This is a genomic window from Bradyrhizobium sp. Pa8 (genome assembly GCF_052588265.1).
Map to the genome: position 1 here is coordinate 7,556,960 of NZ_CP176767.1, position 18,530 is coordinate 7,575,489.

General features: G+C 64.1%; 12 protein-coding genes and 1 pseudogene. 7 read left to right on the top strand and 6 right to left on the bottom strand.

Translation table 11 applies throughout. The features are described from left to right. Positions 1 to 21 precede the first annotated feature (21 nt). The 4 genes from ACKWRH_RS35870 to ACKWRH_RS35885 all read left to right on the top strand — a co-directional run bounded on the left by ACKWRH_RS35870 (position 22) and on the right by ACKWRH_RS35885 (position 4,340). Complete coding sequence (locus tag ACKWRH_RS35870) at positions 22 to 471, top strand: cupin domain-containing protein (RefSeq protein WP_445217378.1); 450 nt, start codon at positions 22 to 24, stop codon at positions 469 to 471. A gap of 100 nt (positions 472 to 571) precedes the next feature. Continuing rightward, on the top strand, positions 572 to 2,062 hold the full coding sequence (locus ACKWRH_RS35875) for a flavin-containing monooxygenase (RefSeq protein WP_445217379.1): 1,491 nt from the start codon (positions 572 to 574) through the stop codon (positions 2,060 to 2,062). Positions 2,063 to 2,164: 102 nt separating this feature from the next. Next, positions 2,165 to 3,238 (top strand): hypothetical protein, encoded by a 1,074-nt coding sequence (locus ACKWRH_RS35880; protein WP_445217380.1) that lies wholly within the window; start codon positions 2,165 to 2,167, stop codon positions 3,236 to 3,238. A gap of 319 nt (positions 3,239 to 3,557) precedes the next feature. Then, entirely contained in the window at positions 3,558 to 4,340 is a 783-nt protein-coding gene (locus ACKWRH_RS35885) for a hypothetical protein (protein ID WP_445217381.1), read from the top strand. Between the two features lie 116 nt (positions 4,341 to 4,456). Here the strand turns inward: ACKWRH_RS35885 and ACKWRH_RS35890 are convergent, their stop codons facing one another. From ACKWRH_RS35890 to ACKWRH_RS35905, 4 genes are all read right to left on the bottom strand, one after another. After that, a complete protein-coding gene (locus ACKWRH_RS35890; protein ID WP_445217382.1) occupies positions 4,457 to 5,800 on the bottom strand; it encodes a cytochrome-c peroxidase in 1,344 nt (447 codons plus the stop codon). Positions 5,801 to 5,816: 16 nt separating this feature from the next. Further along, positions 5,817 to 7,562: a phospholipase C gene (locus ACKWRH_RS35895; RefSeq protein ID WP_445217383.1), complete on the bottom strand. Its 1,746-nt coding sequence runs from the start codon at positions 7,560 to 7,562 to the stop codon at positions 5,817 to 5,819. A gap of 216 nt (positions 7,563 to 7,778) precedes the next feature. Next, positions 7,779 to 8,297: a GNAT family N-acetyltransferase gene (locus ACKWRH_RS35900; RefSeq protein WP_445217384.1), complete on the bottom strand. Its 519-nt coding sequence runs from the start codon at positions 8,295 to 8,297 to the stop codon at positions 7,779 to 7,781. Between the two features lie 14 nt (positions 8,298 to 8,311). Further along, complete coding sequence (locus ACKWRH_RS35905; RefSeq protein ID WP_445217385.1) at positions 8,312 to 9,103, bottom strand: ABC transporter substrate-binding protein; 792 nt, start codon at positions 9,101 to 9,103, stop codon at positions 8,312 to 8,314. A 240-nt stretch (positions 9,104 to 9,343) separates the two neighbouring features. Here ACKWRH_RS35905 and ACKWRH_RS35910 point away from each other — a divergent pair, with 240 nt between their 5' ends. Both ACKWRH_RS35910 and ACKWRH_RS35915 read left to right on the top strand, forming a co-directional pair. Continuing rightward, positions 9,344 to 10,537, top strand: coding sequence for an efflux RND transporter periplasmic adaptor subunit (locus tag ACKWRH_RS35910; protein ID WP_445217386.1), 1,194 nt, complete (start codon positions 9,344 to 9,346; stop codon positions 10,535 to 10,537). A 13-nt stretch (positions 10,538 to 10,550) separates the two neighbouring features. Then, positions 10,551 to 13,709 (top strand): efflux RND transporter permease subunit, encoded by a 3,159-nt coding sequence (locus ACKWRH_RS35915; protein ID WP_445217387.1) that lies wholly within the window; start codon positions 10,551 to 10,553, stop codon positions 13,707 to 13,709. On the opposite strand, the pseudogene ACKWRH_RS35920 reads toward ACKWRH_RS35915, so the two are convergent. Continuing rightward, positions 13,706 to 15,959, bottom strand: a pseudogene (locus tag ACKWRH_RS35920) (cation:proton antiporter domain-containing protein). The gene ACKWRH_RS35915 and the pseudogene ACKWRH_RS35920 overlap by 4 nt on opposite strands. Positions 15,960 to 16,478: 519 nt before the next feature. Next, positions 16,479 to 17,651, bottom strand: a complete 1,173-nt coding sequence (locus ACKWRH_RS35925; RefSeq protein ID WP_445217388.1) for an MFS transporter — start codon at positions 17,649 to 17,651, stop codon at positions 16,479 to 16,481. A gap of 51 nt (positions 17,652 to 17,702) precedes the next feature. Here ACKWRH_RS35925 and ACKWRH_RS35930 point away from each other — a divergent pair, with 51 nt between their 5' ends. Further along, the gene (locus tag ACKWRH_RS35930) at positions 17,703 to 18,509 is read left to right on the top strand and encodes an AraC family transcriptional regulator (protein WP_445217389.1); all 807 of its coding nucleotides are present in this window, start codon (positions 17,703 to 17,705) and stop codon (positions 18,507 to 18,509) included. Positions 18,510 to 18,530: the final 21 nt, after the last annotated feature.

The window sequence follows — 18,530 nt, forward strand, 5'->3', positions numbered from 1 at the left end:
GGAATCCATGAGGAGCGAGCCATGACTGCACTCGAAAAGGGCATTACCACAAACGGCACAGGCTATGGCGGCAAGAGCTGGAACATCCTTGGCCAGGTCTATTTCCCCAAGGCCGTCACCGATTCCACCTTCGCGTTCGAGACCAACAGCGAGCCCGGCCAGTTCGTGCCCGTGCACATCCATCCGACCCAGGAGGAGTTCATCCTGGTGCAGGAAGGCACGCTCGATCTCAAGCTCGATGGCCAATGGGTCAAGGCCCATGCCGGGGATCTCGTGCGCATGCCGCGCGGCATCCCGCACGGCTATTTCAACAAGTCCGACAAGCCGTGCCGCGCGCTGTTCTGGGTCTCGCCGATGCAGAAGCTGGAGGCGCTGTTCAACCAGCTCCACAATCTGACGGACCCGGCCGAAGTCGTGCGCATCTCAGCACTGCACGAGGTCGACTTCCTGCCGCCCGAGGCCAACGACTAAGCCTTCTCGTCCAGCTTCATCTGCTTGCGGGTCCGCCGGTCGCGCATCGCGGCCGAGCGTGGTCGCTTGCGCCCGAAACACATTGATTGCGAGGAATCCCATGGTCAGCCCCAAGCATGTCTGCGTGATCGGCGCCGGCGTCTCCGGCCTCGCCGCCGCAAAGGCGTTTTCCAGCCACGGCCACCGCGTCACCATCGTCGAGCGCAGTGTCGATCTCGGCGGCGTCTGGGAGCCGGCGCGCTCCTATCCTGACGTGCAGACCCAGAGCCCGAAGGAGCTCTACCGCTACACCGACCGCGCCATGCCGGACACCTATCCGGAATGGCCGACCGGGCCGCAGGTCCATGCCTATCTCGCCGATTATGCGAAGAGCTTCGGCCTCGACCGCATGCTGCGCCTCAACACCGCCGTCGCGGGCATGGCGCGGCGCGCCGACGGCAAACCGGGCTGGACGCTGGCGTTGTCGAACAAGGACGGCACGACGAACGAAGATGTCGATTTTGTCGCGATCTGCACCGGGCAGTTCAACGAGCCGCGCGAGCTGCATTGCCCGGGCGAGGACGGCTTTCTGGCGCAGGGCGGCCAGATTCTGCATTCCTCGACATACAGCGATCCGGCGCTAGCAAAAGGGCGGCGCGTCGTCGTGCTCGGCGGCTCGAAGTCCGCGACCGACATCGCCGTGAACGCGGTGAAATCAGGCGCGCGCGAAGTCACCATCGTGATGCGCGAGCCGGTGTGGCGCATTCCCTATTTCATCGGCGGGCTCGTGAACTTCAAGCGCATCCTCTACATCCGCGCGCAGGAGGAGATGTTTCCGGGCTGGGGCGCGAGCTCCATGGCGCGGCTCGCGCACCGCATCGCCGCGCCGCTGATCTGGGCGAACTGGCGCGGACTGGAGAGCCTGTTGAAGGCGCAGCTCAAGCTGAACCGCTGCAAGATGGTGCCGAAGGAGCGGATCGAGGACGGCGTCAACTGCTCGGTGCCGATCGCAACGCCGGACTTCTACCCGATGGTCGCCGACGGCCGCATCAAGGCAGTGTTCGGCAGCTTCGATCACTATGAAGGCGACAGCATCGTGATGAGCGGCGGCGAGCGCGTCGCGGCCGACGTCGCCGTGCTCGCGATCGGCTACAAGCTCGGCGTGCCGTTCCTGCCCGAGGCCTATCGGCAGAAACTTGTCGATGCGGACGGGCAGTACCGGCTCTACCGCCTGATCGCCAACCCTGATCTGCCAGAGATCGGCTTCGTCGGCTTCAACTCGTCGTTCTGCACCGTGCTATGTGCCGATCTCGCGGCGAACTGGCTGGTGCGCTATGCCGACGGCCAGCTCGCGAACCAGCCGACGGCGCAAGCGATGCGCGACAATGTCGAGATGATGCTGCACTTCAAGCGCGTCGAACGGCCCGCTGCCGGCGTCTATGGCGGCCTCTGCGTCGCACCCTATCACTATCGCCACTTCGACGAGCTCATGGCCGATATCGGCGCCAAGAACCAGAAGCGCGGCGGGCTCGCCGGACACTTCCAGCCGCCGGATGCGGATGCCTATGCGAAATTCCTGGCCTCGGCGCCGGAGTACCGGGCCACAGCGTAAGGTCGGAGAACGCGGGCTGAGCGTGATTTGCAACTCGCCAGTCCGCGCGTTTGATGTTTACGATCCCGTGACCGACGAATCTCCGGCACATGGGAACCCGCCATGGGACGACGATGTCACGCCGCCACGGCCCTGGCGGTGCTTGGGCTGATCCTCACGACGTTCACAGTCAGCCAGGCACAAACGCTTAACGCAAAGCAATCGGAGGCGCTCGCCACCTACGATCGCGCGCTCGGCGATTTCAAATCCATCCTTGCCGAGCGGCGCCGACAGATCGAGGCGAAGGAGCCGCTGCCGAACCTGCCGGGACAGGCGCTCTATCTGGCGCGCGTCGCTGTCATCAGTGCTTACAAGGATCTCACCGACGCGATGCCGTCGCGGATCGGCAAGCCCAACAAGTTCGAGATACCACCGGCCTATTTCGACGCCGACATCGAGCCACTGATCGACGAATATTCAAAGCTGTTCGACGTCATGGAGGCGCCGCCCGCCGGCGCGCAGAACTCGGCGACGCCGTTCAAGGACGTCGTCGATCTCGCCGTCGCGATCGCGCGCGCCAAGGGGCTTCCACCGGCTCACGCCGAGGCTGCGGGCCGGATCAGCCTCGGGCTGTTCTTCGCCGAGACCAACGGCAAGCAGAATGTCCGCAACGGGCGCTCGAACACCTATATGGGCAGCTTCCAGACCGGCCCGTCCGAGGACCGCAACGGCCGCCGGAAATGGGAGGCCATCAAGGGAGACATCGCGGCGGCCAACCCCGAGCTGAACGCGCGCGACGACAGGGAAGAGGCACGCGCCCGCGGCACGGACTATCGCTTCAACCACTGGACCAACGTGCGCGACGGCCTGATGAACGCGCATTCGGAGGTCTTCCGGGAGATTCCAGGAATCGTGAAGATACTGCCCGACCCGATCGACCAGATGAAGCTGTTCGAACTGATCCAGATCGTCCCGACCCCGACGCGGTCCGCGCTCAAGTCCGGCGATGTCCTTAACTACAGGGTGTCCAGTCCAACGATCATGAAGCATTTGCGCAACAACAGCATCTTCGCGTCCGGACAAGCCGACCGGGCGCGGACCTCGGCCAGCTTCCGCGAGATTCTCGGCGCGATGTGGCTGTTCAACCGGAAGTTCGAGCGCGCGATGGCGAAATACACGGAGATCGAGGGGCGCTGAGGATATGCAGAAGGGCGACGGTCCTCCGAGGGACCGACACAATTCTAGATAGTGTGAGCTAGTTCATATCAACGCCCCCATACTGGGCGTAGTTTCGCAAGGAGATGTCTCGCTTCCCGGCGCCAAAGCGTTGCGGGTTTCCGGACGTCAAGCCGAGCGAACATCTGTCAATCCATAGGAGGACAGGCCATGAAGTTCGCAGCACTATTTTTTGTCTTCACTCTCGCCGCACTCACGACGACTGTTCCCACAGATTCGGCCAACGCATGCGCGCGCCCCTGCGGACACTATTGTTGCGGATAATCGGCGGAGAATTCCAATGCGCCCATTGGTCAAGTGGGGAGCATTAGTCGCGATCGTGAGCATCGCACCACTGGCATCCGTGGCCGCGATACATCTACGCACGCCCCCAAATAAACTCAACGAAGCAATCACCGCTATCGGCTTTCACCCGATAACGCCACCGGTCCTCCTGCGCGCTCCAGGGTCCATCTATCATGTCTCTCCGAACGGCCAGGATTACGACATGCTGTGCGAAGTCTCGCCGGATCGGCTGGTCGGGGTCACTCGTACTTCATCTTCAGCGACCCAGGTCACTTCGGAGCTACGAAAGACACAATATTCACTCGACTCAAAAGTCGTGCGTTCGATTCAGTCGCATACCGATGCAAAATTGGCAGAAGCTGTAAAGCTCGAGCTTGATGACGTTCAAGTGCTGGAAATCTCGCTTGAAGATCTATCAATCATCGCGGAGGAGCTGTTCCAACGCGAATCCTGCGATCGAGAAGTCAAACGGTATCTGGAAAACGGGGAATACGTTTGCCAGGGTCAACGGGTTCTCAAGGCATCGACGAAATACGTCGCGGCCTATGACAACTCAGCGGCAGGCTCCGTGGAACAAACGACAGACTTGATAAAGAACAATTTCGATCCGACTGTCAGCATACAGGGCGGTCAGAGCCTCTCCGGAGCGAACCTCTATTATGGAATGAGACTGGCACCGCGGTGCCTGTCCCTCAGGGATGCCAAAAGGCAGCCGCGGCCGCCGTCCTCGCTCTGGGACAGACTGGTCAATCACTTTCCTTCGCTTGAGTTCTTTTGAATACAGCCACGCGATCCGACGCGGCGGCGGCAAGAGTGTTCATGCAGGCGACGACTGACTTTTGCGCCGCATGCGCATCCCGAAATCATGCGTCGACACTTTGATTCGTCACTACTCTAATTCTCCGGCTTGTAGCCGTCCGTCAGCGTCTTCAGGAACGCGATGATGTCGGCTTCGTCCTGCTCCGTCATCGCCGGCTTGTCGCCGGGGTGGCGATCGAAGGGCGGATCGGTGACGTCGACATTGGCATGATATTTTTGCGGCAGGTCGTCGTATTTCCGCACCGCGCCGTCGGCGCCGCGCGGAAAAACCTTTTCCGGATTGGTGTCGCGAAAATTGTAGAAATCCAGGACCTGCTCGAGGGTGCTGAAGACGCCGTTGTGGAAGAAGGCGTGGCGCGTCGCCGTGTTGCGCAGCGTCGGCGTCAGGAACATGCCGCAATATTGCGTCTGCTCGGGAATGTCGGTGCGCTGCGGGCCGCAGACGCCGAGATCGAAATGGCTGGGATCGCGATTGCCGGCGAGCGCGGCATTGCGCGGCGCGCCGAGCGCCTCGTACTGGTGATCGGTGAACAGCGGCGGCAGGCCGTCGCGGGTCGGCGCCGAGGTGTGACAGCCGGCGCAATTGGCCTTGTCGGGGTCGTTGAACGCTTGCAGGCCGCGCAGCTCGCTCTCGGACAGTCGCGCCTTGCTCTCGAGCCAGTAGTCGTACTTGCTGGTGTAGGGATGGAAGCTCGGCTCCTCCACCTGGTAGCGCGCCACCGCGAACATCGCCTCCGCGATCAGGAGCCGCTGATTTCTGAGCACGCCGGCGCCGAACAGCTCGACGAAGCGATTGGCGTAAGGCGCATTGCGCAGCTTGTCCGCGACGATCTCGGCACTGCCGCCGTCCATCTCGTTGGGGTCGAGCAGCGGGAACAGCGCCTGGTCCTGGAGCGTGTCGGCGCGGCCATCCCAGAACAGGCCGCCTTGCGGCACGATGTTCGCCGAGGCGCCGCTGCCGCCGGCCGTCTTCGTCGTGCGCGCGGCCTGCTGGCCGATCGCAGCCATCTGCGCGAGGTCGATGATATTGTCGTCGTCGCCCTTGTCGGGGCCGATGCTGAAATTCGGATGGCGATCGAGATAGGTCAGCGACGGCACCGCGCGTGCGCCTTGCCGCGACAAGGCGGCGCCGCCGAGCATCACCGGTCCGTCGTTGGGCGGACCGTAGGCATGATCCGGGCTGTGGCAGGATGCGCAGGACAGCGCGCCGGACGACGACAGAGAGGCGTCGTAGAAGATCTCCTTGCCGAGCTGCGCCATCGCGGACAATGGCGCGACGGGCGGGCGCATGAGGCGAACCGGATTCGGGTTCGCGCCGAGCTGGCTCGTCTCCGCAAGTCCTTGCGTCCCGGCCGCAAAGACGGCGCCGGCCAGACAAAGCAGGCCGGCGCCGAGAAGCCACATGGTGCGGCTGTTCATCAATCGTCCCGTTGGACTAGTGGTGGTGATGCTCGTCCGACGGGCTGGTGATCACCGTGCCGGAGGTCGGATCGAGGAACAGCGCGTCGGTCCGGTAGTCATGGCTGTGATCCTGATCGAAGTCGAACAGGTCCATGATCGAGCCGGAGTTGGCATCGAACGAGCCGCCACCGATACGCTGGCCGCGCAGCCAGTTGTCCTCGATGAACCGCACCACGGACGCCTGCGAGATGTAGGTGCTGCTCACGTGGTTGGTCCTGGCGTAGGGCGAGACCACGATGAAGGGAATGCGCGTGCCGGGACCGCAGCGGCCGTTCACCGGCTTGCCGACGAGACCTTTCGGCGCAGGCTGCTTGTTGGGGCCGAGGCCGCACAGGCCCGGACCGTTGACCTGATCGGCGGTCGGATCGTAGGAGGCGGTCTTCGGTACAACGTACTGGTGGTCGTACCAGCCGTCGGAGTCGTCATAGGTGATGATGACCGCGGTTTCGCGCCACTCCGGCTGCTTCTGGAGGAAGTTGATCAGCTCGACATTGCCGGCCTGCTCGTCGAGCGGATCGGAGTTGCCGGCGTGACCGTCCTGGTAGGCCGACATCTTGATGTAGGAGACGGCCGGGAAATTGCCGGCCTTCACGGCGGCGTAGAAGTCCTCGAGGTCGTAGGCGTGGTTGGCCGGATCGACGGTCTTGCCGCCCTTCTCGTAGGTGTGGCCGATCGCATCGACCGAACTCGGCCGCGCATGGGTCGGGTTGGCGGTCGACTTGTAGTACTGGAACCAGGCGTGGTGCGGGCTGTAGTCCACGATCGTGCCGTTCACGTTGCTGGAGAACGTGGTGCGCGCGCAGCCGGTGGTGCCGTTGGCATTCTTGAGCGTCAGGTCAAAGCCGCCCATGAAGCTGCCCCAGCTGATGCGCTCGTCGTTGAGCAGGTCGCCGATGTTCTTGCCTGTCATCAGCACGGTGCTGCTCGTGCTCGAGCAGGAATCGTAGGCCGGGTCGGTGTCGCCGATCAGCGTCAGGCCGCCCTGGCCGTCGGCGATCGACGCCGAGGTGCCGACGATGTTCTGCGCGCCATTGGTCTGGCCGGAAATCACCGCGAGCGCGCCCTGCGTCGACGGACCGAAAGTGTCGGTCCAGGCATTGTCGCTCATGGCAAAGTGCTGGGCGTAATTCCAGAAGGCGGTGGTGGTGTTGCCGTCGAAATAGCCCATGACCTGACCGTTGGTGCCGAACGCGCCGGCGCCGCCGGCGGTGCCGCGGCCGGTGAATTTCGGAAACAGGTCTTCCTTGCCGTTGTCCACGGCCTGCTGCTCGGGCGTGTAGGAGTGGTTCTGCGAGCGCGTGTTGGCCTGGGTACGGTCGAGGCGGAACGGGTCCGTCGCGCCGGTGCCGTTGGCCGCGCTGTTGTTCGGATTGTTCACCAGCAAATGCGCGTTGGCGAGATTGTTGACCTTCGGCGTATGCGGCTTCGGCACGAAGGGGATCGAGCCCGACGGATTGGCCGCGTTCGGATAGGTCGCAAAGTAATGATCGAACGAGCGGTTCTCGTTGAAGATGATCACGAGATGCTTGATCGGCGTCTCGGTGTGGATGTCATGCGGATGACGGTGATGATCACGGTCGTGATCGTGATCGTTGTCGCGACCTTGATCATGCCCGTGATCCCGGTCACGGCCGAAATCGTCCGCGAGGACGGGAAGCGTGCAGGCGAGTGCCGTCGCGGCCGCGAAAAACGCGACCGTCGTCAGAAGTCTGGATTTCATTGTTATGCCCCGAAGGATTGAAGCCGACCTTCGGGACATTAGCGTCACGCAATGACAGAGCTGTGTCAGTTTGACGCACGAGACACTTTGCGTAGTGGCCGGGACGAGATTTTTCACACCAGCGACCAACGCGAACGCCGCCTCGGCGGCCGGGGTGCGTGAACCGCGGAGCCGTGAGCCAGCCGCAATAGCAGGCGAAGAACTTGGCAGGGATCGTCAGAGCCGCTTGGTGAAATGGTAGCGACGAATGCCGCCGCCCAGTGTCTTGTTGCTGGCGGCATCGGCGATCTCTTCGCGCAATTTCTCGTATCCCGCGTTTCGATACAGCGCCAGCGCATCCTGCTGGAGCTCGGACGTGCTCAGCTGCAATTCCCGCCGGTTGCGGCGGCGGCACTCCTCTTCCGCAAACGCCAGCATCTTGCGCGCGATGCCCCGGCGCCGCGCGCCGGGAGCAACATACATGCGACGCAACTCCATCGCGCGCTCGCCAAAGGCCTCCAGTCCAAACATGCCGACAATTTCGCCGCCATCGACGGCGACCCAGAAACCGCCATTCCGGCTCGCATAGTAATCGGCGAGACGATCGATCTCCTCCGCGAGGGAGCGGGTGATGTATCCCTCAAACGCCTCCGCCAAATGGTCAGGCGCCAACAGACGATTGATCCGGATGAACAGCTCGCGCACAGCGGCTGTATCCGCCGGCAAGAAAGCACGGATCTGAATCTCGCTGGCCATGACGCCGCCTGCCGCTACTCCGTCCGGATCGGCGTATCCTTCAGGCCGTTGTTGTCATAGGCCTTGCGCAAGGTGCCGTTCGCAACAGCGTCCGTCATGAACTTTGTGACGAATGCCAATGACTGGCTGTGGCCGAGCCGGACGGCGACGGCGGTCACCGTCTTCTTGAACGTCTCGTCCAGCACCTTCGTGCCCGGAATCTTCTGCGCCATCTTGTTGAGCTGGTCGCGCGACAGCGCGAAGGCGTCGATCTCGCCGCTCTTGAGCAGGCCGAAGATCTCGTCATAGGTCTGATAGCCCGTGACCTTCGCGTTCTTCAGATGCGCGACGGCGCCGCGCATGGTGGTGGTGGCGTTGACCGCCGCGACCTTGATGCCCGCCTGGTCGAGCGTGGCGAAATTGGTGATGGTCGAGCCCGGCTTGACGATGTAGGTGGCATCCGCGACCTCGTAGATCGGGCCGAACATCATCTTGGTCTCGCGCTCGGGATCCTTGGGCAGCCAAGTGACGTCCCACGTCCCCTTGCCGGCTGCGTCGGTGATCTGCCCGGAATTCTGGTGCACGACATATTCGACGGGGACGCCGAGCTGGCCGGCCATCTCCTTGCCGAGGTCGACCGGCACGCCGGCATAGCCGGCTTCGGTCTTGGTCGACCAGAACGCGCCGCCCGCCGGGCTGATCGCGATCGCGACCCGCAGCTTGCCGGTCGGCGCGATCTCGTCCTTCAGGCCATCGGCTAGCGCGGGCATGGCGACTGCCGCTGCGAAAACGAGGCCGGCAAGGGCCGCCTGGAGGGACGTGGGCATGTCATGTTCTCCTCACCTTTTCTTCTCTGCTTCTCGACCGCTTCGTTTCCGTCACTCGGCCTTTGACACAATTCTGGTCGATCATGCACCCGGTGAAAAGCGGTTTGCCATGACAAACCTGTCAAAGGCCACTGCGCCATTTGCAGTGCAAGGCCGGTGACCGCCATGGCTATGGTGTTCCACGGCCGGGCATTTGTTGGTAGCCTGCCACACCGACAGACAATAATCGGGGGCCACCGAATGACCTGCGCGAATCCCGCTGATCTCGCACAACGGAACGGAGCGTGGAGACATGTCGGGCGGGCACTCGTCGCCACGGCGGCCGTGGTGGCGCTCGCCGGCTGCGAGGACAAGAACACGTTCGTGGCGCCGCCGCCGCCGAAGGTGGACGTCGCGGCGCCCGTGCAGCGCGCGGTGACGCGCTATGTCGAAGCCACCGGCACCACCGCGCCGGTCAAGAGCGTCGATCTGGTGGCGCGCGTGCAGGGCTTCCTGCAATCGATCGACTATCAGGACGGCAGCTTCGTCAAGCAGGGCACCCAGCTTTTCTTAATCGAGCCGGAGACCTACAAGCTCAAACTCGAGCAGGCGCAGGCGGCCGAGGTCGGCGCGCAGGCCACGCTCAAGCAGGCCGAAGCCGATTTCAAGCGGCAGGTCGAGCTTGTGCAGCGCCAGGCGGTCTCGCAGTCCACGCTCGACACCTCGACATCGACCCGCGACAACGCTCAGGCCAGTCTGCAGCAGGCCCAGGTCAATACCAGGCTTGCCGAGGTCAATTACGGCTACACCAAGGTGAGCGCGCCGTTCGACGGCATCGTCAGCGCGCACCTGGTCTCGATCGGCGAACTCGTCGGCGTCTCCTCCCCGACCCAGCTCGCAACCATCGTCGCGCTGGACCCGATCTGGGTGAACTTCACGGTCAATGAGCAGGACGTCCTGCGCATCCGCGCCGAAGCGATCCGCCGCGGGCTGACCGTGGCCGACCTCAAACAATTGCCGGTCCAGGTGGGCCTCCAGACCGAGACCGGCTATCCGCATGAAGGCCACCTCGACTACATCTCGCCGACCCTCAATACATCGACGGGCACGCTCGCGGTGCGCGGCGTCTTGCCCAACGACAAGCGGGCGCTGCTGCCCGGCTATTTCGTCCGGGTCCGGGTGCCCTTCGACCAGGACAAGAGCGCCCTCCTCGTGCCCGACACCGCGCTCGGCAGCGACCAGGGCGGCCGCTATCTCCTGGTGGTCAATAGCGACAACATTGTCGAGCAACGCAAGGTGCAGATCGGTCAGGTCGACAACGGCCTGCGCGTGATCGAAAGCGGCTTGAAGCCGGACGACCGCGTGGTGATAGCTGGGCTGCTGCGCGTGATCCCGGGTCAGAAGATCGATCCGCAACTGACGAAGATCGAGCAGCCGCAGGCGTCTGCCAAGTGAGGGGGCGCCAGCCATGATCTCGAAATTCTTCATCGAGCGGCCGGTCCTCTCGAACGTCATCGCGCTTCTGATGATCCTGATCGGCGGCGTCGCGCTGTTCAACCTCGCGGTCGCGCAATATCCCGACGTGGTGCCGCCGACGGTGCAGGTCACCACGCGCTATCCCGGCGCCAGCGCCAAGACCGTGATCGACACCGTCGCGCTGCCGATCGAGCAGCAGGTCAACGGCGTCGAGGACATGCTCTACATGCAGTCCTACAGCGGCTCCGACGGCACCTATACGCTGACCGTGACCTTCAAGATCGGCACCGACCTCAACTTCGCGCAGGTGCTGGTGCAGAACCGCGTCTCCAGCGCGCTGTCGCAGCTGCCGACCTCCGTGCAGAACCAGGGCGTCACCGTCCAGAAAAAATCGACCTCGATCCTGCTGTTCGTGACGCTGACCTCGCCGGACAAGACGTTCGACAGCCTTTATCTGAGCAACTACGCCACCATCAACATCCGCGACGAGCTTTCGCGCCTGCCCGGCGTCGGCAACGTCACGGTGTTCGGCGCCGGCCAGTATTCGATGCGGGTGTGGCTCGATCCGAACAAGCTCCAGGTCCGCGGACTGATGCCGTCGGACGTCGTCACGGCGATCCAGCAGCAGAGCCAGCAGGTCTCGGCCGGCCAGGTCGGCGCGCCGCCGACGCCGCCGGGCCAGGCGTTCCAGTACACGCTCAACGTCAACGGCCGCCTCGACGACACCACCCAGTTCGAGAACATCATCGTCAAATCAGGCACCAGCGGCGACGTCACGCGCGTGCGCGACGTCGGCTGGGTCGAATTGGGCGCGCAGACCTACAGCCAGATCTTCTCGCTGAACAATCAGCCGGCCACCGGCATCGGCGTGTTCCAGTCGCCGGGCGCCAACGCCCTCCAGGTCGAGCAGGCCGTCGAGAAGAAGATGGCGGAGCTCGCCAAACGATTCCCCGAAGGCATCAAATACGACACGCCGTTCGACACCACCAAATTCGTCGAGGCCTCGGTGCACGAGGTCTACATGACGCTGATCGAGGCCGGCCTGCTTGTGCTGGTCGTGATCCTGGTGTTCTTGCAGGACTGGCGCGCGATGCTGGTGCCGGCGACCACCGTGCCGGTGACGATCATCGGCGCCTTCGCGGCGATGGCGGCGCTCGGCTTTACCATCAACATGTCGACGCTGTTCGCGATCGTGCTCGCGATCGGCATCGTCGTCGACGACGCCATCGTCGTGGTCGAAGGCGCCGCGCACAACATCGAGCAGGGCATGAACGGCCACGACGCCGCGATCAGGGCAATGGACCAGCTGTTCGCGCCGATCGTCGGCATCACCCTGGTGCTGATCTCGGTGTTCCTGCCGGCCTCGTTCCTCGCCGGCCTCACCGGGCGCATCTATTCGCAATTCGCGCTGGTGATCGCGGCGACCGCGCTACTATCCGCCATCAACGCGGCCACGCTGAAGCCGACGCAATGCGCGCTCTGGCTGCGGCCGACGGTGCCGCCGGAGCAGCGCAATTTCTTCTACCGCGGCTTCAACGCCGTCTATAACCGTGTCGAGCGGGGCTACACGCGCCTCATCGGCGTGCTGTGCAGGAACAGCACGATCTCGGTCGCATTCGCACTGGTGCTGATCGGGATCGGCGGCTACGGCCTGTCGCGGGTGCCGACCGGCTTCCTGCCGATCGAGGACCAGGGCTATCTGATCGCGGCCGTGCAACTGCCCGACGGCGCTTCGCTGGAACGAACCCAGACGGTGCTCGACAGGTCCGCCGATATCATCAAGGGCACCCCTGGAGTCCAGCAGGTTATCACCATCGCCGGCATCTCCGCGCTCGACAACAGCGCCAGCCTTGCCAATGCCGGCGTCGCCTACATCATCCTGAAGGACTGGTCGGCGCGCAAAGGACCCGGCGAGGATCTGCGTTCGCTGGTCTACGGGCTGAACGACAAGCTCGCGACCATCATGGAGGCACGCACCCTGGTGTTGCCGCCGCCGCCGATCCAGGGCATCGGCAACGCGGCCGGCTTCTCGATGCAGGTCGAGCTGCGTGACGGCAACAGCGATTTTGCAAAGCTCCAGGCCATCACCGGCGCGATGGTCTCCAACGCCCAGAGCCAGAGCGCGTTGCAGCGCGTATCGTCTTCGTTCCGCTCGTCGGTGCCGCAGTTCAACGTCGAGATCGACCGCATCAAGACCCAGACGCTGCACGTCACCACCGATCAGGTGTTCGCGGCGCTGTCGACCTATCTCGGCTCGTCCTATGTCAATCAGTTCAACAAGTTCGGACGCGTGTTCCAGGTCTATACGCAAGCCGATCCGGCATTCCGCGTCACCGAGCGCGATATCGCCAACATGCAGGTACGCAACTCGAACGGCGACATGATCCCGATCGGCACCGTCGCCACGATCACGCCGGCCACCGGCCCGTCGCTGATCAGCCTCTACAACCTCTACCCTTCCTCGACCATCGTCGGCCTGCCGGCGCAGGGCTATTCGTCAGGACAGGCGCTGAAGCTGATGGAGGAGATCGCGGACAAGACGCTGCCGCCGGGCACGGGCTATGAGTGGACCGCGATGTCCTATCAGGAAAAGGCCGTCTCGAACCAGATCTACTGGGTGTTTGGCCTTGCCATGCTGCTGGTCTATCTCGTGCTCGCCGGCCAGTACGAGAGCTGGTACGCGCCGATATCGGTGATCCTCGCGGTGCCGCTGTCGCTGATCGGGCCCATGCTGGTCCTCAACGCCTTGAAGATCGACAACAACCTCTATTGCCAGATCGGCCTGATCCTGCTGATCGCGCTGTCGGCCAAGAACGCGATCCTGATCGTCGAGGTCGGACTCGAGCTGCACAACCGCGACGGCAAGCCGGTGCTGGAATCCGCGATCGAGGCGGCGCGCGCCCGCTTCCGGCCGATCCTGATGACGTCGTTCGCCTTCATCCTCGGCGTGGTGCCGCTGGTGATCGCGACCGGCGCCGGCGCCAGCGCCCGCAAGTCGATCGGCATCACCGTATTCTCGGGCATGCTGGCCTCGACCTGCCTTGCGGTGCTGTTCGTGCCGGCCTTCTTCATGGTGGTGCAGCGGTTCGAGAACTGGCGTACATCGAAGAAGCCGCCGAAGGCGCAACCGGTGGCCGAGGTGAAACCCTAGGCATTCTTCGCTGGCACCTGCCGCGCCTCGCCGCTCGACAGCAGCAGCACCGAGACTTTCGACTGCCTCAGCACGGCATCGGCGACGCCGCCGAATGAGAGATGGTCGCCCTGGATGCGATCGACGCCCATTACCACGAGATCGATATCGGTGGTGTCGATCTCGCGCAGGATCGCCGCCTCCGGCGCCCGGTTCACGCGCAGTGTCGTGGTGATGTCGACGTCGTAGCGGGCGGCGAGATCGCTGGTATCCTTCAGGATGCCCGTCTCCTGACTCAGGCCGCGCGAGGCGCCGCGTTGCGCGCCCTTGTCGCGCGTCGTCGCGACATAGATCACCCGGAGCGAGCCTGATCCGGCCTGCGCCAGTGCGACCGCGACCTCGGCGCCGCGCTTGGAGACGCCGCTGCCGGAGACCGGAACGAGGATGTTGAGCGCGTCGGGCATCGGCTGCTTCAGATGCTTGCCCTTGGCGGCGACGATCGCGAGCGGCCCCTCAAATTCGGCAACGATGTCCTCGATCCTGCGATCGAAACGGTCCTTGGTCGCAGCAACCTTGTCAACGCCGACGACGAGCAGGTCAAACCCCTTCCGCGCTTCCTCGGCGATCGTCGGGCCGAGCTCGGCGCGCTGCGCCCGAGTGACGACATCGACGCTGCCGGCATCGCCCTCGCCGCGGGCGGACACGGTTTCGGCGGCCTTCTTCACGACGGCTTCGTGGCTCTCCCCCTCGTCGCGGCCCTTCTCCTGCTCCTTCGGCTTGCCGATGTGCAGCACGGTAATCGGCAAGCCGCGGATGCCGGCGATCAGGCCGGCGACATGCGCGGCGAAGGTGGCGTTGACACTCTCGTCCACGGCCAGCAAGGGACGTTCGAGATTGGCGACGAAGCCGCGTTTCTCGAATTGTTCCCGCTCCAGCCGCTCCTTCTCCTCCTTGTTCATCGGCAGCCTTCCCAGCGCCGCGCGCAGCATCGGCGGCATCGCCATCGTGGTCACGATCGCCATGGTCACGATCATCGTGAACAGGTTCTGGCTGAGCACGCCGATGGACAGGCCGATGGTCGCGATGATCACCTCGGTCGAGCCGCGCGCGTTCATCCCGCTCGCGAGCGCAAGCGACTCCCGCGTGTTCAGGCCGCCCAGGGTGCCCCCGACAAAAGCGCCGCCGAACTTGCCGACGCTGGCGATCACGACCAGCAAGCCGGTGAGCATCAGCAGATTGGGATCACGAAGCACCGAGAGATCGGCGCTGAGGCCGGCGAGGCCGAAGAACACGGGCATGAAGAAGCTCGAGATCAGGCCGCGCAGGCGCTCGTCGATCTGCCTGGTCAGGATCGGGGATTCGCCGACCAGGATGCCGGCGACGAAGGCGCCGAGTACGGTGTGGACGCCGATCAGGTGCGTGATCAGCGCCATGACGCACATCAGCAGCAGAATGACCGTAATGACCGCCGCCGCGCTGACGAGATTGTCGTTGGCCCAGCGGATGAGCTGAAACACCAGCCGGCGGCCGATGGTGAAGCTGATGGCGAGGAAGGCCAGCGTGCCGAGCACGGCTTTCGCCACCGAGGCGATATCCAGCGTACCATGCGAGGCAAGGCTGAAGATCACCGCGATGATGATCCAGCCGATCGTGTCGTCGATGACGGCGGTGGCGACGATGATCTGGCCGACATTGCGACGCATGAAATTCATCTCGCGCACGACCACCGCGACGATCTTCACCGACGAGATCGACAGCGCCGTGCCCATGAACAGCGAGGCCACGAGGCGGGCTTGCGGATCGGGCAACAGCGCATCAGGCAGGAACTCGCCGAGCGCAAAACCGCAGGCGAAGGGCACGAGGATGCCGGCGATCGAGATCGCGATTGCGGCCTTGCCGACCTTCCGGACCAGTCTCCATCCCGGTCAGGAGCAACAGCAGCAGGATGCCAAACTGGGCGATGCCGTCGATCATCGCCTTCTGCTCGGGTGTCTTCGGAAAGATCGCGTGCTGCGCCTCCGGCCAGATCCAGCCGAACAGCGACGGTCCCAGCAGGATGCCTGCAAGCAGCTCGCCGATCACCGAGGGCTGGCCGATCCGCTGCATGATCTCGCCGAGGCCCCGGCCGACGGCGATCAGCAGCACGATCTGCGCCACCAGAAGGAATTCCGAGGGACCGGCCGGTTTGCCGCCCTCCGCGAGGGCCGCAATGGTGGTGAGGACAAGCGCCGCGGGGACAAGGCCGACCGGTCGGAGCAGGCTCCACTGCATGCAGGTCTCTTTCCCCCTTCGCTCACCCCGATGTCGGGGCTACGGGGATAGAACCCGCGGGACGTGGAGCGGGTTCCCATCGCTTGCGGCGGGGTTTGAGGGGTCAAAAACAGAAAGTGCGAAAACAACCCCATGCACAGTAGAGATGCCGTTGAAAAAGCTTAAGAAAACTTCGAACTTTCCGAATCGACTTGCTCCGTCGGGCAAAACACTGGCAGAATGGCATCGTCGGCAGTCGTCAGGCGAGGCGCCCGTCCATCCCCCGTCATTGCGAGCGCAGCGAAGCAATCCAGAGTCCCTCCGCGGAAAGATTCTGGATTGCTTCGCTGCGCTCGCAATGACGGGGAGTGAGTGTTGGCCTTACAGCGCACACTCGTGCCCCGGACGCAGCGCAGCGCCCCATCGGCGGTGCGCTGCAGAGCCGGGGCCCATGCAGCACGGGAATTCGCGGCCGCTGGATCCCGGCTCTGCGCAGCAACGCTACGCGTTGCAGCGCGTTCGGCACACGAGACCGTTGCCTCACGCGGCCTGCGGCGTCCTGATCTCGCGCGGCAGGATGATCGCGGCGGCGATCGCGAGCAGGCAGAGCGCGGCGAAGGCGTGCAGCATGGTGACGAAGCCGCCCTGCTCGTAGAGCCAGGCGACCAGGCCGACGGAGGCGCCCGCGGCGGTGAAGCCGATGAAATAGCGCACCGCATAGGCGCGCGAGCGCCATTCCTCGCTGGTGTATTTGCCGACCATGGCATCGTTCACCGTGACCTGCCCGAACGCGCCCATGACGATGCCGATCGAGACCAGGATCAACGGCAGATTGGACAGGCTCGCGGCGAGATAAAGGAACGGCGCCAGCATGAAGGACAGCGGCAGCGCCACCGTCTTCAGCGAATAGCGGTCGAGCAGCCGGCCGATCGTGTACTGCGTCATCGCGCCGAACACGTAGACGCAGGCGGCGATGACACCGAGCAGCGCCGGGCTCTTGGTGAGATCCGCAAGCCGCTCCGCGAACAGCTTTGGCAGCGCGACGGTGACGGCGTTGAAGGTCGTGGAGATCGCGATCACGACGATCAGCAGCGACAGGATCACGCGCCACATGTCTTTCTTCGCCACGCGCGCCTGCGCAGCCGCCTGCTTCGAGCCCTTGCGGTCCTCGTGCACGACCATCATCGCAAAGGCGATGCCGATCATGATGGTGACGACACCGGGCACGATGAAGGCAAAACGCCAGCCGAGATACTGGCCGATCACGCCGGTGACCAGCGCGGACGACGCAACGCCGAGATTGCCCCAGACGCCGTTGATCCCCATCTCGCGGCCGAGCCGGTCGGCATAGGACACGATCATCGCGGTGCCGACGGGGTGATAGATCGAGGCAAAAATGCCGATCGCGAACAGCGCCGCGCCGAGCTGTGCCGGGGTCTGCACGAAGCCGACCGAGATCATGGAAGCACCGATGCCGACGAAGAAGATCAGCATCATGTGGCGGCGGCTCCAGCGGTCGCCGAGCCAGCCGGTGAGCAGCGAGCCCGCGCCGAAGGCGACGAAACCCGGCGTCGCATAGGGCAGAAGTTCCGAATAGGCCATGCCGAGCGCCGGCCCCATGATGATCACGGCGGCGGCGAAAATCAGCATCGCATAATGGTCGATGAAATGGCCTGCGTTGACGAAACTGATCACCCGGCTGGGGCTGTTCATTCCGAATCCTCTCCTGCTCCGAAATGAGTTATATGTCCTGGGCATGACGGGATGCTGCCAATGACTGTCGTCGAAACGCCAATTCTCAGGGAGGTCCGGAGCAACCATCGCTCGCCCGCGGGTGTGCACCTCGTCGCCCGCGACTATCCCAAGGGCATGCGGATCGATCTGCACATGCACCGCGAGGCGCAGCTGATCTATGCCGCCAAGGGCACGATGCAGGTGACGACGCCCGGGGGACGCTGGCTGGTGCCGCCGGACCGCGCCGTCTGGGTGCCGGCCGGGCTTGAGCACGCCATCGACCTGCTCGCCGACATCGAGATGCGCACGCTGTATTTCGACCTGCCCTGGCTCAAGCGCGAGCAACGCTATGAGGGGCTCACCAAGGAATTCGTGGTGCGGGTATCGCCGCTGCTGAACCAGGCGATCCTGGCGCTGTTCGACGCCCGCAACACCGAGGAGCGGACCGAGCTGCTGGTCCGCCTGGTGATGCTGGAATTGCACCAGGCCGAGGATTCCGCGACCTTCGTGCCGCTGCCGCATGAGCCGCGCTGCCGGCGTGCCGCGATGATCGTGCTCGACGATCCCACCGGCCTGCACGACATCGACACGCTGGCGCGCGAGGTCGGAACCTCCGCGCGTACGCTGTCGCGGCTGTTTTCGACCGAGACGCAATTGAGCTTCAAGAGCTGGTGCCAGCGCGCAAGGGTTGCGGCAGCGATCCAGCGGCTGTCGACCGACGCCAATGTGTCGGTGAAGCAGCTCGCCACCCAGCTCGGCTATGCCAGCGTGCCGGCGTTTTCGGCAGCATTCCGTCAGGTGACGGGGCGGACGCCGACGGAGTTCGCGGGGAAGTAGGGTTGCTGCTCCTCCTCGGTG

Bases quoted from the DNA above. Each gene is read 5' to 3' on its own strand.
- ACKWRH_RS35875 (WP_445217379.1), top strand. From the start codon at position 572: ATGGTCAGCCCCAAGCATGTCTGCGTGATCGGCGCCGGCGTCTCCGGC.
- ACKWRH_RS35900 (WP_445217384.1), bottom strand. From the start codon at position 8,297: ATGGCCAGCGAGATTCAGATCCGTGCTTTCTTGCCGGCGGATACAGCC.
- ACKWRH_RS35930 (WP_445217389.1), top strand. From the start codon at position 17,703: ATGCTGCCAATGACTGTCGTCGAAACGCCAATTCTCAGGGAGGTCCGG.
- ACKWRH_RS35905 (WP_445217385.1), bottom strand. From the start codon at position 9,103: ATGCCCACGTCCCTCCAGGCGGCCCTTGCCGGCCTCGTTTTCGCAGCG.
- ACKWRH_RS35895 (WP_445217383.1), bottom strand. From the start codon at position 7,562: ATGAAATCCAGACTTCTGACGACGGTCGCGTTTTTCGCGGCCGCGACG.
- ACKWRH_RS35910 (WP_445217386.1), top strand. From the start codon at position 9,344: ATGACCTGCGCGAATCCCGCTGATCTCGCACAACGGAACGGAGCGTGG.
- ACKWRH_RS35925 (WP_445217388.1), bottom strand. From the start codon at position 17,651: ATGAACAGCCCCAGCCGGGTGATCAGTTTCGTCAACGCAGGCCATTTC.
- ACKWRH_RS35870 (WP_445217378.1), top strand. From the start codon at position 22: ATGACTGCACTCGAAAAGGGCATTACCACAAACGGCACAGGCTATGGC.
- ACKWRH_RS35885 (WP_445217381.1), top strand. From the start codon at position 3,558: ATGCGCCCATTGGTCAAGTGGGGAGCATTAGTCGCGATCGTGAGCATC.
- ACKWRH_RS35880 (WP_445217380.1), top strand. From the start codon at position 2,165: ATGGGACGACGATGTCACGCCGCCACGGCCCTGGCGGTGCTTGGGCTG.
- ACKWRH_RS35915 (WP_445217387.1), top strand. From the start codon at position 10,551: ATGATCTCGAAATTCTTCATCGAGCGGCCGGTCCTCTCGAACGTCATC.
- ACKWRH_RS35890 (WP_445217382.1), bottom strand. From the start codon at position 5,800: ATGAACAGCCGCACCATGTGGCTTCTCGGCGCCGGCCTGCTTTGTCTG.